General features: G+C 39.3%; 8 protein-coding genes. 7 read left to right on the top strand and 1 reads right to left on the bottom strand.

Annotated elements, in window-relative coordinates; all coding sequences use genetic code 11:
* Positions 1-5 precede the first annotated feature (5 nt).
* Positions 6-2,213 carry an alpha-galactosidase gene (locus G7074_RS24985; protein ID WP_124559863.1) on the top strand — a complete coding sequence of 736 codons (2,208 nt, stop codon included), beginning with the start codon at positions 6-8 and terminating at the stop codon, positions 2,211-2,213.
* A gap of 143 nt (positions 2,214-2,356) precedes the next feature.
* On the opposite strand, the gene map is transcribed toward G7074_RS24985, so the two are convergent.
* Positions 2,357-3,157, bottom strand: coding sequence for a type I methionyl aminopeptidase (map, locus tag G7074_RS24980; protein ID WP_124559864.1), 801 nt, complete (start codon positions 3,155-3,157; stop codon positions 2,357-2,359).
* A 756-nt stretch (positions 3,158-3,913) separates the two neighbouring features.
* Here map and G7074_RS24975 point away from each other — a divergent pair.
* The 6 genes from G7074_RS24975 (at position 3,914) to G7074_RS24950 (ending at position 16,598) form a co-directional block, all read left to right on the top strand.
* A complete protein-coding gene (locus G7074_RS24975; protein WP_166211917.1) occupies positions 3,914-6,820 on the top strand; it encodes a SusC/RagA family TonB-linked outer membrane protein in 2,907 nt (968 codons plus the stop codon).
* 9 nt (positions 6,821-6,829) lie between these two features.
* On the top strand, positions 6,830-8,458 hold the full coding sequence (locus G7074_RS24970; protein WP_166211914.1) for a RagB/SusD family nutrient uptake outer membrane protein: 1,629 nt from the start codon (positions 6,830-6,832) through the stop codon (positions 8,456-8,458).
* Positions 8,459-8,566: 108 nt separating this feature from the next.
* The gene (locus G7074_RS24965; protein ID WP_124559867.1) at positions 8,567-11,656 is read left to right on the top strand and encodes a TonB-dependent receptor; all 3,090 of its coding nucleotides are present in this window, start codon (positions 8,567-8,569) and stop codon (positions 11,654-11,656) included.
* A gap of 10 nt (positions 11,657-11,666) precedes the next feature.
* On the top strand, positions 11,667-13,412 hold the full coding sequence (locus G7074_RS24960; RefSeq protein WP_124559868.1) for a RagB/SusD family nutrient uptake outer membrane protein: 1,746 nt from the start codon (positions 11,667-11,669) through the stop codon (positions 13,410-13,412).
* A gap of 358 nt (positions 13,413-13,770) precedes the next feature.
* Positions 13,771-15,219 carry a hypothetical protein gene (locus G7074_RS24955; protein ID WP_124559869.1) on the top strand — a complete coding sequence of 483 codons (1,449 nt, stop codon included), beginning with the start codon at positions 13,771-13,773 and terminating at the stop codon, positions 15,217-15,219.
* Between the two features lie 11 nt (positions 15,220-15,230).
* Positions 15,231-16,598 carry a M60 family metallopeptidase gene (locus G7074_RS24950; RefSeq protein WP_166211912.1) on the top strand — a complete coding sequence of 456 codons (1,368 nt, stop codon included), beginning with the start codon at positions 15,231-15,233 and terminating at the stop codon, positions 16,596-16,598.
* The last annotated feature ends 15 nt before the right edge of the window (positions 16,599-16,613 follow it).

Below are 16,613 nucleotides of genomic sequence, written 5' to 3'. Positions count from 1 at the left end.
CACAAATGAAAAAAACAGATCAATTTTCAAATTACTTTAAACCAGGGGTTCTGGCCATTGCCCTTTGCCTGGGCTTTGGCAATTTAAATGCCCAAACCATCATTCCCATAGAAACGGCAAACAATGCCTTAGTATTACAAGCCGGTGCAAATAAAGATGTGAATACCATTTTCTTCGGGAAAAAACTTGCCAATAAGCAAGAATACACGCAAGTTGCCGGTCAGTATAAGCAAACGTCCGATTATACTGGTCAGTTAAATTCGGTTTACACACCATCAGGATCTCGTAACCTGGTAGAACCTGCCATTACAGTTACCCATGCCGACGGCAATAATTCGCTCGATCTTAAATATGTCGATCATACCGTAACTGCTGTTGATGATAATGTAAGCTTGCTGAAAATCAGGCTAAAAGATCCGGTTTACAATTTCGAAGTTACCTTGTTTTACAAATCGTTTTATAAGCAGGATGTAATAGAACAATGGACCGAAATTAAACACAGCGAAAAGGGAGCAGTGGTATTGCATAAATATGCTTCAGCCAACCTGCACTTAAAATCGCCACATTTCTGGTTAAACCAATATCATGGCGATTGGGCAAAGGAAATGCAGCCAGAGCAAAGCGAAATTACCCATGGCATTAAAACATTGGATAGTAAATTGGGAACGAGGGCCAACCTGTTTCAGCCATCGGTTTTTATGATTTCGTTAGATAAACCTGCAGAGGAAAACGAAGGGAGTGTTTTATATGGTGCCTTAGAGTGGAGTGGAAATTTCAAAATTGATCTCGAGCTGGATTATCAGGATAACCTCCGCATTATTGCCGGGATGAACAATTATGCTTCGCCTTATAGCTTAAAGCCGGGAGAAATTTTTGCAACACCTGCATTTTTATACACTTTTTCCGATCAGGGTAAAGGGGCGGCCAGTAGAAAATTGCAGAACTGGGCACGCAACTATAAAATATTGGATGGAAAGGGAGATCGGTTAACCCTCTTAAACAATTGGGAAGCTACTTATTTCGATTTTAATGAACAAAAACTGGCCGAATTATTAAAAGATACCAAAAAATTGGGGGTCGATTTTTTCCTGCTGGATGACGGTTGGTTTGGAAACAAATATCCGCGCAACAGCGATACCGCCGCATTAGGCGATTGGCAGGAGAACAAGCAAAAACTTCCAAATGGTATCAGTTCCTTAATTAAGGAGGCCGATCAGGCAGGTACCCGCTTCGGGATCTGGATTGAACCTGAAATGGTAAGCCCAAAAAGCGAATTGTACGAAAAACACCCTGATTGGGTAGTGAAACAACCTAAACGTCCCGAATATTATTTCAGGCACCAGTTAGAACTCGATTTGTCGAACCCAAAAGTTCAGGATTTCGTTTTCGGTGTGGTTGATGATCTCATGACCAAAAACCCGAAACTGGCTTACATTAAATGGGATTGTAATGCCGTAATTTATAATGCCTATTCTGCACACTTAAAAAATCAATCGCATTTTTACATTGATTATGTAAGGGGATTGTACAGCGTGTTGCAGCGCATCCGGGCTAAATATCCAACTATTCCGATGATGTTGTGCTCTGGCGGTGGTGGTAGGGTAGATTATGGTGCTTTACAATACTTTACCGAGTTTTGGCCGAGTGATAATACCGATCCTTTAGAGCGCATTTTTATGCAATGGGAGTACTCTTATTTTTACCCGGCCATCAGCAGTTCTAACCATGTAACCGATTGGGGTAAACAGCCAATAAAATTTCGTACCGATGTAGCCATGATGGGGAAACTGGGCTTTGATATTGTAGTGAGTAAATTACCACATGAGGAACTTCAGTTCTGTCAGGAGGCTATCAAAAACTATAACGAAGTGAAACCGATTATCTGGCATGGCGAACAATACCGTTTAGCCAACCCACGCACAGGTAGCGTAGCATCGATGTTGTATGTAAATGAACAAAAAACAGAAGCTGTGATTTTTAATTACCTGGTAAATTACCGCTATGAGGAGGGAAGTAAGTACCCTATTAAACTGGCTGGATTAGATGCTGCTAAAAAATACCAGATTAAAGAAATTAACCTTTTTCCGGGTAAAAAATCAACCATTGATAGTACCAAAACTTACACAGGCGATTTTCTGATGAAAGTGGGTTTCAACCCGAATTTGAACAACAACAGAACCAGTGTAGTATTAAAACTGGAAGAAGCGAAATAGCAATATAATATTTAAGAATTGGTTTTAGGCCCGGCAAGAATTGCCGGGCTTTTTTATGGCAAATGTTAGGGGAAACCAACGTACGACATGTTGAATTTATTTTAGCATCTCTCCCTATATTATTTTAACACCTTTAAGGTCTCTTAATAGTAAGAAGTATTCAGGTTCGCATTCGCTTTCTCGGCGGCTTCTATAATCGTATAATCAGAAAGAATTAAGGCTGTACCTTTTTTAACGCAAACATCATGTTCGAAATGAACAGAGGGTTGTCCGTCAGCAGTTCTGATCGCCCAGCCATCTTTATCCAGAAATACATCTTTGGTACCCATGTTAATCATAGGCTCAATAGCCATTACCAGATTTTCTCTTAACATGGTTCCGCTACCTTTGCGGCCGTAGTTCGCCACTTGTGGATCTTCGTGCATACTCTGGCCAAGGCCATGTCCAACCAGATCCCTCACTACGCCATAACCTTGCTTTTCATTATAGTTTTGAATGGCAAATCCGATATCGCCAAGTCGCTTGCCTACAATAGCCTCTTTAATGCCTTCGTAAAGCGATTCTTTGGTTGTTTTAACCAGTTTTAAGATCTCAGGCTTAACCTCACCAATAATAAAGGTATAAGCGTGGTCGCCATGCCAGCCATTTTTAATGGTACCCACATCGACCGAAATAATATCACCATCGCGCAGTTCTTCTTTGCCCGGAATACCATGTACTACCACATCGTTAATAGAGGTGATAATATGGGCCGGAAAACCATTATAATTATAGAATGACGGAACAGCACCATTATCAAGAATAAATTCATTAGCCAGTTTATCAATTTCAAGCGTACTCATGCCTGCTTTTAAAACTTTAGCAACTTCTGTAAGTGTTTGGCTCACCAATAAGGCACTGATTCGCATCAGTTCTACCTGTTCGTCTGTTTTGTATAAAATCATTTGGCGCAAAGGTAACATTATCATTTTGTGTACCGAATTTTCACTTCAAAAGTTTACTCGTTACTGATTAGGGCAAGACATAGGTTGTTAATATGGCCTTTTCTTACCGACTCATATCTCCGAAAAAGATTCAAGTAAAATGCGAAATTTTCCTCTTAAGTAATCATGCACCCCAACCAGATGGTTTTCATGGTTTTTTAGCTGAAAGGCTTCAAAAAGGGGCTTGTTTATGTTTTTTCTACCTTTTTGTTTACAATTTTCATCTTTTTTAATCAGATAATACTCCAGTTTTGATTTAACCAAAAGCACGTAGAACCATATAGATTTTATTTGAAAAAACAGAGCGCCCAATTGTCAAATCGGAATGCTTTGTAAATGATCTTATTTGGCAAACGCTGCGCAAGCTTAACAACCAATTTGCTAACCAAAATAAATTTATGCACAAAAACTAACTAAAGAGACTAACCAATAAAGTCGAATCACGACTTTAAAAATGATACCCAATATCAACAAACCAAATTCAACCAACTAATGAAATTTAACCCTGATCAGGGGATTATGCCGATTTGCATATACCCGCACTTTCAATCTGCTATTTACAAGAACAGAATCAAATCTGCTGATTCGTATGCCTTAAGCATAGCTAGAATTCATACAACAGTAAATACTGACAAATAATTAGGCTAGCAGAATTTACGCCTGGGCGTACTCTTGCAGGGCAAAATTAAATTGATCAATAAAATAAATTTATTTTAAATGAACAGAACATATACTTTGATTATAAAACGGATGACTCTGTTTGGAGTGATATTATTTTTTGCAAACAGCGCTGATGTTTTGGCATTTCCAAGTCTTGCTAATTCTTTAGGAAATAAGAAATTTCAGGTGCCGTTAGCGACCGCGAAGAAAAATAAACAAATTCCCAACGATTCATTATCGAAATTAAGAGATTCTTTAAGAACTAGATTAAAGAATTCTATAGATGTAACCTTGCCTGATAGCGATGTTCCGGTCTTATTTGGAACACAAAAAAATGTAAAGAAGATTCAATCTTCGGCAACGATAAGCGGGGAAGAACTTAAGAGTTTTCCTACGCCGCAGGTTGGTTTAATGCTTTACGGAAAATTGCCCGGCTTGTACGTAGTGCAAAATAATTTCCAATTAGGGTCTGATGAGCCAATTCTATCGTTAAGAGGAAGATCTCCTTTGGTGGTTATTGATGGTGTTCCACGCTCGTATTTAAGTATTGATCCGGAACAAATAGAAAGCATTTCCGTAATAAAGGATGCTTTAGGGACTGGATTGTATGGCATGAAGGCTGCTGATGGGGTGTTATTGATAACCACAAAACGTGGTGCAAATATGCCTAAACAAATAACCTTTACCAGTCAATATGGTATTCAGCAGCAAATAGATAGGCCTAAATTTTTGGATGCTTTTAATTATGCCACTTTATTTAATGAGGCATTAGCAAATGATGGCCGGCAAGCCATTTATACGGCGTCTGATTTGGATAAGTATAAAAATGGTACGAGCCCGTTTACGCACCCGAATGTAAACTGGACCGATGAGATTTTAAAGGCAACAGCACCTGTAAGCAGGCAAAATCTTAATTTAAGAGGGGGTACTAAAAAGGTAAGGTATTTTGTAGACCTCGACTATTTGAGCCAAAGTGGTTTTTTGGCTACAGATCCATCCATAAATACTTATGAAACAAACAATAGTTTCAAGCGCTTCTCTTTCAGGAGTAACATCGATGTAGATTTAACCAATAGTACAACACTTAGCGTAAGCTTATTTGGTAGAATAAGAAACAGTAATCAACCAGGCGCTACGGTAGCCAGCATTTATAGTGCGCTATTAACTACACCTAATAATGCCTATCCGAAATTTAATGAAAATGGTTCGCTAGGTGGAAATACCGAATTTCAGAATAACCTGTATGGTATGGCCATCAAATCGGGCTATAGACCATCGGTAAATAGAAATTTAGGGGCAGATATCTCATTAATGCAAAAGCTCGATACCTTTTTACCAGGCTTATATGCAAGTGGTGCAATATCTTTCAATTCGTACTACAACGAAAATATAAACAGGAGCAAATCTTTTGCAGTATATTCTCCGGTAGTAAACCCGGTAACAAACCAAACTACTTATAAAGCAATAGGTGGCGACGGTACGCAATCTAATAGTTCTTCTCCTACAGATTTAAACCAACAAATATTTTCGCGTTTTGATCTGGGTTATGATAAAATAATTGATAAAAATACTTTCAAGGGCCAGCTATTATTCATTAGAGATAGTTACGTTTTAGGCGGTAATTTATCGCAGGTTAATCAATCGGTAGGCGGGCGTTTTAACTACGATTACGACAATAAGTATTTGCTCGAAATTGCCACATCGTACATGGGTTACGACCGGTATAAAAAAGGAGATCAGTGGGGTCTTTTTCCTTCAGTTGGTTTAGGCTGGAATATGGCCAACGAAAATTTCTTTGCTAATTTAAAAAACACCATTAATACTTTAAAATTGAGAGCTTCTTATGGTTTAACAGCCACAAATGCAGCTGCTGGTTATTTTCAATACCTGCAAAATTTTGATAATGGCGATACATTTTACAGTAGAAATCCGCTAACAAGTTCTAATACAAAGGATGAAGGAACACTGGCTAACCCAAATATTACCTGGGAGAAAGCAAAGAAACTTAACGTTGGTATTGATGTTTCCTTGCTAAAAGATAAAGTATGGTTTACTGCAGATTATTATAAAAATAATTACTACGATTTGTTGCAAATCAGGAGAACAAATGCAAGTGCTGTAATAGGAGCTGTTTTACCGCAAGAAAATATTGGGAAAAACCAATATTCGGGAGTTGAGCTTGGTGTTGGATATCAGGATCAAATAAACAGCTTTAAGTATTTTATTTCTGCAAATGGTAGTTGGAATGCTAGTAAGGTAATATTTAACGATGAGCCTTTTAGAAAAAATGCTTACGAATATAGAACCGGACAACCTGTAGGGCAAACCTTTGGTTACATAGCAGATGGTTTTTATAATAATACCAGCGAAATTAACAACGGCCCAAAGGTTGATGGCTATCTTCCGGTTCCCGGCGATTTAAAATATAAAGATTTAAATAACGACGGTATCATTAATACCTATGATATGACTGCAATTGGCAGTACTAAACCCGTTTTTTACTATGGTGTAACAGGGGGCTTTAATTTCAAAGGATTTGATTTCTCGTTTACCTTAAACGGTACTGCAAATAGAAACGTGTATTACAATTTCGTCAATTTTGCATCTACAGGTGCGGGTGCCGGCTACGGACAAGCGCTAGAAAGCAGTTTACAAAGATGGACACCAGCTACGGCGTTGCAGGCACAATATCCACGTTTAAGTGTGGGGATTAACCCAAATAACAATCAAATATCTTCTTTTTGGGTTAAAAATGGCAACTACCTAAGGTTAAGGAATGTAGAAGTAGGTTATAGTTTGCCTGGTAGCTTAATCAAAGTAATCGGACTTACCAATGTCAGGTTATTTGCCAATGGACTTAATCTGTTAACCTCGACAAATTTAGATGGGGTAGATCCGGAAGTGTTGATTGGAAATGTGCCCAATCAGCGGATATTCAATTTTGGTGTTAACATTCAGTTTTAAATCTTGATTATGAATAATTATAAAAAATACTTCGCTATAATCTGCTTGTTATTTGCTTTTGGCTGTTCGAAAAGATTCGAAGCAGAGCCTTTAGACCGGATAACAGGGGATTTAATTTTTGATCCGGTTGATAAAAATGCCGACTATGCAAAACAATTTTTAAACGGAACCTATCTCTTGTTACCCGATTGGTATAACAGGATAGATGGCAGCTTTTTAGATGCCGGAACAGACGATGCGGTGCCTTCGAGGATTGGTACACAGGCCGAGTTTTATCGTACCGGCAGAATATCATCTACAACACTTCCTGATGATGTTTGGAGTAGGAATTATCTGGGCATAAGAAGAGCTAATCTTTTTTTAAGCAAAATTGATGTAGTACCAACTACTGCGGTGCTAAAAACACAATTTAAAGCTGAAGCAAGATTTTTGAGGGCCTATTTTTACTTCGAAATGGTTAAGCGTTGGGGCGGTGTACCTTTAATTGGCGATAAGGTATATACCATTAATGACAATATAAATGTGCCAAGAAATACCCTGGATGAATGTTATGCCTATATCGTTGCTGAGTTAGACGCCATAAAAAACGATCTGTTGCCATACGGCATTACCGATGGAGATTGGGGCAGGGCGAATATAGGAGCTGCAATGGCACTAAAATCGAGAGTGCTTTTGTATGCTGCCAGCCCTTTAAGCAATCCAACAAATAATACGCAGAAATGGACTTTGGCCGCACAGGCAGCTGCGGATGTTAAAGCATTAGGTTATACCCTGGTAACCGATTGGATTGCCAATTTCAATGCCACTAAAAATACCGAGTTTATTTTTATTAAACAGAACGCATTAAATACAAATATCGAAATCAATAATGGGCCAATAGGATATTTACAGGGTGTTGGATTAACCAGTCCGTCGCAAAACCTGGTAGATGCGTTTTTGATGCTTGATGGAAAGGCGATTTCTGATGCAGGATCGACATACGATCAGAACAACCCTTATCTAAACAGAGATCCAAGGTTAACGGCAACCATTATGCATAATGGCAAAAATTGGCTGAGCAGACCAGTTGAAACATTTGAGGGTGGACAAGATAAGCCCGGAGGAAACAGAACGCAAACCAGAACCGGTTATTACCTCAGAAAATTCATGGGGAAATTTGAAACTTCTACCACATACACCAACCAGGCACACCATGTAATCTTATTCAGGTATGCCGAAATTTTATTAAACCACGCAGAAGCTTTAAATGAGTCGGGTGGCCCGGTTGCAGATATCGTTAACAACCTGGTTTTAATTAGAAAAAGAGCAGGTATTCTTCCAGGTAGCAATAATCTTTACGGCTTATCGCTCACACTGAGCAAAGACGAATTGCGTAAAATAATTCAAAACGAGCGCCGTATAGAATTTGCTTTTGAAGAGCATAGAACCTGGGATTTGAGAAGGTGGAAGCTTGCTGAAATTGAATTAAATAAACCAGTTAGAGGTGTGCAGATTATCAAAAACGGAACGGCCTTATCTTACAGCTATTTCAATGCTGCCAATGCTGTTTTCGATACTAAAATGTATTGGTACCCTATACCACAGGCCGAAATATTAAGCAATAACAAAATGGTTCAAAATCCAGGATGGTCTAATTAGTAAGGAGCATCATTAAAAAATAATGGAACCATCACGATTTTTTCGAATCGTATAGATGAAATAAAATCATGATGGCTTCATCGCCGATAAAAAAGAAACTATATACAGATGAAAAAAATACTGAATATAATATTGCTTGTGCTGATAACTAATTTAGTTTATGCCCAAACGAAAGTTGTACGGGGTGTTGTTGTAGATGATAAGGGTACAACACTAATTGCCACAACAGTTACCGAAGAAGCAAACCCGAAGAACATCGTAATCACCAATACCAGTGGCGCTTTTAACATAAAAGTTGGCGCAAACAGTACCAGGTTAATTATAAGTTCTATAGGTTACATTAAAAAAGTGGTTACCATTACCAACCAACCATTAAATATTGTTTTAAAAGAAGATAATTCAAATTTAAATGAAGTGGTTGTGGTTGGTTTTACACCACAAAAGAAGATAACCAATGCCGGGGCAACCAGTACCGTATCTGGTAAAGAATTAAGGCAGAGCCCAACCGCAAGTTTTCAAAATGCACTGGCAGGTAGACTACCCGGTTTATTCCAACAGCAAACCAGCGGTCAGCCAGGTGCCGATGCAGCTAATATTTACATTCGTGGGGTAAGTACTTATACGGGTGCTTCTAACAGACCTTTGGTCATTGTCGATGATGTAGAATATCCTTACGAGCAGTTAAGCCAGTTAAGTTCTAATGAAATCGAAACGGTTTCCATTTTAAAAGATGCCTCTTCAACAGCTATATACGGTATTAAGGGTGCTAATGGAGTAATTGCGATTACGACAAGAAGAGGTACATTTTCTGCTCCGAAAATTACGTTTAGAAGTGATTTTGGTTTGCAAATGCCAACTATAAGAAGAAAACCGCTCGATTCTTACAACGCATTAACCTTATTAAAAGAACAAGAGGTAAATGAAGGAAGAGATCCTAACCTCACCTATCCCGGTCTGGTTACCGACGAAGCCTTGAATCATTTTAAATTGGGCGATGACCCATATCGCTATCCGAGTGTAAAATGGTACGATGAAGTAATGCGCAAAAGTGCTTTGCAGCAAAGCAATAATATTGATATCGTTGGGGGTACACAAAATTTAAAGTATTTCGTGGCATTGGGCAACCTTAATCAAAACGGTATTTTAAAAGAGATCCAAAAAGACGAAAACTTTAACAGTAACTATTATTTAAAAAGATACAATATCAGATCGAATGTTGATTTAAATGTAACCAAAACACTAACATTAAAGTTAGATCTTTCGGCCAGGTTTAATGAAATTAATGAACCAAACCTGCCAGATGTTCTTGCCGGCGGTGCTATTTCTATTTGGAGAAGATTAAGTAGCGGGCTTTTAAACCCATGGAACTATCCTGTAAAAAATGAAGATGGAAGCTATGGAGGTAGAAAATCTGCTACATTAAATCCAGTTGGTATTTTACAATATGCAGGTTATAACAGAAGATACAGTAATAACCTTAACTTAAACTTAAAGGCCAATCAGAATTTAGATTTTTTAACCAAAGGCCTTGCTGCAAGGGTAATTTTAGCCTACACCAATAATGTAGAGTTTAACCGCTCGTTAACAAGAGGACGTTTCCCAACTTATGCGTACCTGCCAGGTTCTGATGTTTTAGATCCTGTTTTTCCTGAGTTAAGCAGGTTAGACCCTTTAACTGCGTCTACTGCATTCGATGCCAATGTATCTGCTTATCCGCTTCGCAAAATCAATGCACAAGGTATTTTAGATTATAACCGCCAGTTCGGAGACCATAATTTATACGGTCTGATTGTTTATAACCAGTTGGCTGATATTTCGGGATCAAACATTCCTGCAAATTTCAGAGGGTATTCTGCAAGGGTAGGATACAATTACAAATCGAAGTATATTTTCGAATTAAACGGCGCATATAATGGTACCGATAGGTTTAAAGCCAATAAAAGAAATGGCTTGTTTCCAGCGGTAAGTGTTGCCTGGAACATTAGCGAAGAACCTTTCTTTAAAAAAGCGCTTCCATTTATCAACTACATGAAATTCAGAAGCTCGTTGGGTACTGTTGGTTCGGATGATTTTCCGAATACTTACCGCTATATCTACGAAGAAATTTATAATGCCCCGTCAACAGCTGCAAACTCTTATTGGTTTGGCGAGAATAATACCCTGCAGTATGGAATTACGCCTGGTGCCCTCGCAAACGAAGATGTAAGGTGGGAACAGGAGCGTAAGCTGGATATTGGTACCGATATTAAATTGCTGAATAGTAAACTAGGGATAACCTTCGATTATTTTAATCACAAGAGGTACGATATTTTAACAGTTAGGGAAACGGTTCCTAATTTCTCTGGTATTACATTGCCTCCGGTAAATTTGGGTATCGTAAATAATAAAGGTTTTGAACTCGATCTTTCTTACCAAAATAAGCTATCAGAAAACTTCTCTTATTTTGTTAAAGGGAACATTTCCATCTATAAGAACAAAATCATTTATCGCGATGAACCTTACAACCAGGGTAATCCATTGCTGATGCGTACCGGCAGGCCTATTGGTCAGATTTATGGCTATACAAACATTGGTTTCTACAACGATGCTGCCGATATCGCCAATAGTCCAACATCTGTTGGTAGGGCAGTTAAGCCAGGCGATTTGAAATATGCCGATATCAATAACGACGGAAAGATCGATCAGAGCGATATTGGTCCAATTGGTAATCCCAATATTCCTCAAATAAATTATGGTTTTTCTTTGGGAACAAGCTACAAAGGCTTTGATATATCTGTGCTTTTTCAAGGCGCTGCAAAGGGAAGTTTAAGTGCTTCAACCATGTTCCAGATAGGAAATGTTAATGGTACCCCATCCGAAATACATTTAAGCAGATGGACACCCGAAACCAAAGAAACCGCACTGTTGCCACGTTTAGGTGGTGCCAATTTCGATCAGTCTACGTTTTGGTTACGTCCAACGGATTATATCAGGCTTAAGAACGTTGAACTGGGTTATAACTTTGATAATAAACTGGTAAGTAAAATCGGTTTATCAAGCGCAAGGATTTACGGAAGCGCGGCAAACCTGATTACCTGGTTTAAACTGAAAATTTATGATGTAGACCCTGAGTCTATAAATTCTACAGGAACAGTAGAGGCTTACTCATCTTATCCTCAACAAAAAATTGTAAACCTCGGCTTACAGGTAACATTTTAATCATAAGAAAATGAAAAATATTAATTATTTAAAAACCCTAATGTTTGTAGGCTTATTGGCCATGGGGGCTGCTGCCTGCAAAAAAACTGATAGCAGTAGTTTTTTGGATAAAACAGATGTGGGGCAGCTTAATGAGGCTACCGTATTTGCAGATAGTTTATTAACATTCCGCTTTTTAACAGGTATTTACACCGGCCTGGCAGGAACATATTACCTGGATAATGGCTTAACCGGTGGCGGCTTATGGTCGTACAGCGATGCATCCGACGATTCGGATATCGTATGGAGCGGCGCTACTGCACAAATAGCGCCTGCATTTAATTCGGCAACCTTTCAAAGTCAGGCCGATTTTAGCCGGTTCAAAAATCACTGGAACAACTGTTACAACAACATCAGGCGTGCGAATGTTTTTCTTGCAAATGTAGATAGATCTCCAATTTCGGCAGCCAGAAGGGCAACGCTGAAGTTAGAAGCCAGGTTTTTGAGGGCTTATTATTACTGGCATTTGCTACGTAATTATAGCGGTGTTCCGGTTATTGGTGATAAAGTGTATGCAATTACAGATGATTTCGGTTTGGCCAGATCTACATTTGCTGAAACGGTAAATTACATTGTTAGCGAACTGGATGCTTGTGCTGCTTTACCTGTAACCACAAAAATTGAAGATTTCGGACGCCCAACCAAGGGTGCTGCATTGGGTTTAAAATCAAAAGTTTTACTTCTGGCTGCAAGTCCGCTGTTTAATGGGCAAAATCCGGGTACTGGTACCAATAAAAGCCTGGCAGGTTACGATAATTTAGATAACAACAGGTGGAAACTCGCTGCCGATGCTGCAAAAGCAGTAATGGATATGGGGATTTACAGCTTAGTTAAAGATAATACCACTGCTCCGGGTTATGGCTATTATCAGATGATGATTACCAGAAATACGCCTGAACATATATTTCAGGTAATGAAATCGACAAACAGATGGTACGAAGGTTTTCTGCTTCCGGTTTCCCGCGGCGGACAGGCTTATTCCTATCCAACGCAAGAGTTGGTTGACACTTATCCAATGAAAAATGGCAAAAACATTAAAGAAGCTGGATCGGGTTATGTAGAAGCAGATATGTATAAAGACAGAGATCCCCGTTTTTATTACTCTATATTATACGATGGCAGTTTGTGGTTAAACAACACCACTAATACCAAAACTGTAGTGAATTTATATGCCAATGCCCCTGGCGATGGTTTAGGGACTTCGGGTTCTACTAAAACCGGCTATTTATACCGCAAATTCTGTCACGAAGGTGCTGGTGGCAATTTTGGTATATCCAATAACATTGGTTTGGTTGCCATCAGATACGCCGAAATACTACTCAGCTATGCCGAAGCACTTAACGAATTTAGCGGGCCGGGTACAGAAGTATATCAGGCTGTAGAGCAAATTAGGGAAAGAGCTGGTTTAGTTCCGTTTCAATTGCCTTTAGGACTTACTAAAGAGCAAATGAGAGAGGTAATTAGAAATGAAAGAAGGGTAGAGCTAACCTACGAAGAAGCAATCAGGTTCTTCGATATCAAAAGATGGAAACTGGCAGAAACTTTAATAAACGGTCCAGCTGGCGGCATGAGGTGGACGCGTAGCGGATCGACTGTTACCGGTGCCCGTTTTTCTTTCGAAACCAGAAGATTTACAAATCCTCAAATGTATTATTTCCCCATTCCACAATCAGAGATTAATAAAAGTGCGGTGCTGATCCAAAACCCGGGTTGGTAAGGGATCGGTTTTCAGTTAGCAGTTTTAAGTTGATAATTAACAATTGTCGAGTCGTTTACAATTAACCAATTGCAACAATTAAACAGTTAACCTATTTACTCAGTTTTTAGTTCGCAATGACGTGTGTGCAACAACGTATAGGTTAAAGTCCACCGTCATTGCTTACGAAAGCAATTGGAATATGGAAACAATGCTTTTGAATAAACAATACATTGGAAAAAGCTTTACCGTTGAGTCGTAAAGCATTACAAACAGGGAGAAAAGATGGGACGGGTATTAAAATTTACTTTTTAGGAATTATTAAAACAATTACGAATGAAATACAACTAAATAATCCATAACCTAAACCACTTAAACAATGAAAAACACCAAACAAATTTGCCTGGCCCTGCTCTTTACTGCTTCGAGCGGCATTTTAATGAGCGGCTGCAAAAAAGCACCTGTTGCAGAACCACAAGCAACAACGCTGGCAAAACCAAACACATTGGCATTAGGCTCGGGAACCACTCCGCCGAGCTTTGTTACCAATACCAAAAATTTAAACATTGTAATGTTCGTGCCTACAGATAATCCGGCACTATCCGATTACAAAACCAGATTAACCGGTTTAATGGTTCATTTTCAGAGCTGGTTTCATACCGAAATGTTAAGGTATGGATACGACAAGTACATGGGACTATCTAAAATCGATTCGACCGGATTGGTCAGGTTTATTGAAATCCCGGCAGCGGGCCCACAGGCAGATTATCCTTATTCTTCGAGCGTATCGGCAACCAAAATCTTAAACGAAATTGCGGCCTACAAAGCTACACATGCATCAGAATTTTCAAATTCGAGCCACACACTTATTCTATTGCCACAAAGAACAGATGTTGCCGCCGGTGATCAACCCTTTTATGGTTATGGCAAAAACTGTTTTGCCGTTGATAATGCAAATATGGCAGTCGATAAAATTCCAAATCCAAGCTCCAATTATCTAGGTGGAATGTTGCACGAATTGGGACATGGTTTAAACTTACCACACGATCACGCCAAATATGCTTCCGAACAACCAACGTTGGGTACTTCATTAATGGGGTCGGGTAATGTTTCATTTAGTAAAGGACAGCCTACTTTTTTAACTGAAGTTGATGCTGCAATCCTAAACAGAAACGAAATTTTCCAGGATCCATTGCCACTCGAAATCCCTTATGAGGCTGCAACCACAACAATTAGTGCCAATGCTTCATTTAACAGTACCAATCAAACAATTAACTTATCTGGTAGTTTTACCAGCGATAAAGAGGTTAGTGATGTATTAGTTTACCTCGATCCAAATGTGAATAACGAAGGGGTAGGCACCAATAAAGATTATAATGCAGTAACCTGGCGATTTAACCCGGGGGCAAGTCAAACTCTTTCCGGATCTATGCCATTAAGTGAACTTTATTATAAAAATAATGAGACTTATGAGTTAAAAGCTAAATTGCTGCTAAAAAACGGCAATACGATAACCCAAACGTATTTATTCTCGTTCCTGAACGGTGTACCGCAAATAGGAGCTAACGGATCGGCTAGTTTTTTCCCGAATACCAGTTATACCGGCACTGCTGTATCGTTGCCAGTTGGCAATTATACCACCGCCGATCTAATTAGTTTGGGTATTGGTAATAATACCGTTTCATCAGTAAAGGCTAGTCTCGGTGTAAAGGTAATTATGTACGATGGCGACAATTTTACCGGTAGCAGCTATGAGGTTACCTCCCAAATTTGGTATATGCCTACCTTTAATGATAAAGCCTCATCAATTAAAGTAATAGCCCTGTAAACTAAACCGATATGAAAAAGATATATCCCTTAAGCTTACTAAGCTTAGCTTTCTTACTGTTGGTTGCGGCTTGCAAAAAGGCAAATACAGAGAACGATAGTCAAACATTTTCGTTAAAAAATAAGATTTCAGCCACTGGCCCGGTATCGGGTATGGTGGCTCCCGTAACCCAAACGTATACCGAAAATGTAGGCAGTCAGGCTGTGGCTAACCGGTTAATCCAGTCGAACCACAACGAAATGCTGCCAACCGGTTATTATGTTGCCGCAAACGATTCTATTTATGTTACAGTTGCTCAGGTAAGCGGCACCCGTTTACCTCAACTGGTATTGGGTACACCTTTTAGAGATAACATCAGGCCCGTGCGTACCTATTATACTTTGCAGGTGGGTTTAAATAAAATTAAAGCTGATCAATATGGCGGAATGGCCTGGGTGAAATATGTAAGCAGTGCAACTCCGGCTGCTTCGGCAAGCCTGAGTTTTGGCAAAGGTTTTAAACCAGTACCTTATTTTAAGAAAAATGTAACCAGCCATGCCGATTGGTTAACCATGCTCGATAGTTTGAGTAATGTACCAGATGTTATCATCGAAACCGACCGTGCACTTGTAGTGGCGCGAAGAGACGATGCCATTACCTACAAAACCGACGATCAGCAGGTGTTGAGCACCAAAATTGACCAGGTTGTTGATGCCGAAGATGCCTTTAGCGGTATAGACGGATCGACCGCATTGCACACTAAAGGACCTTATAAATACCTCATTACCATTAAAGATCCGGCAAATCCGGGCGATTATATGGCAGCGGGAATCGGTATTTTTTACATCCGTTCTTTAACCTACCGCATTTTGCAAAATGCCAATGTAAGTGGTGTTTCGGGCTGGGGCTTATGGCACGAAGTTGGGCACATTCATCAACAAGGCCCGTGGACCTGGACCGGCTTAACTGAGGTTACAGTTAACCTGTATGCTTTGGCTGCTGAAAGGTATTTTGCCGTTACGCCATCCCGGATGAACCGCGATGGGAAATGGACTTCTGTTGATAATTATTTTGCTATTGCACAGGCTAGCCGTAATTTTAACGGCACCATTACCAATGCCAATGATGTGAGGCTGGGCATGTTTTATCAGTTATGGATGGCCTATGGCGATAGTTTTTATATTGCCCTGCATAAACAAACCCGTACCGAAAACCCTTCGCTAACAACTGATGCGGCAAAAATGCGTTATTTTATGTTGAAAGCCTGTTCAATCAGTGGTAAGGATTTGAGCGACTTTTTTAAGAAATGGGGGCTTCCAGTAACACAGTCTGTATATGATGAAATAACTGCCTTGGGATTACCTGCACCAGCAACTGATTTGACAACTTTAAGAGATTAAAATTTAATACCTTAC

This window comes from Pedobacter sp. HDW13, from assembly GCF_011303555.1.
GTDB lineage: Bacteria > Bacteroidota > Bacteroidia > Sphingobacteriales > Sphingobacteriaceae > Pedobacter.
This window is presented reverse-complemented; position numbering and strand designations above follow the sequence as displayed.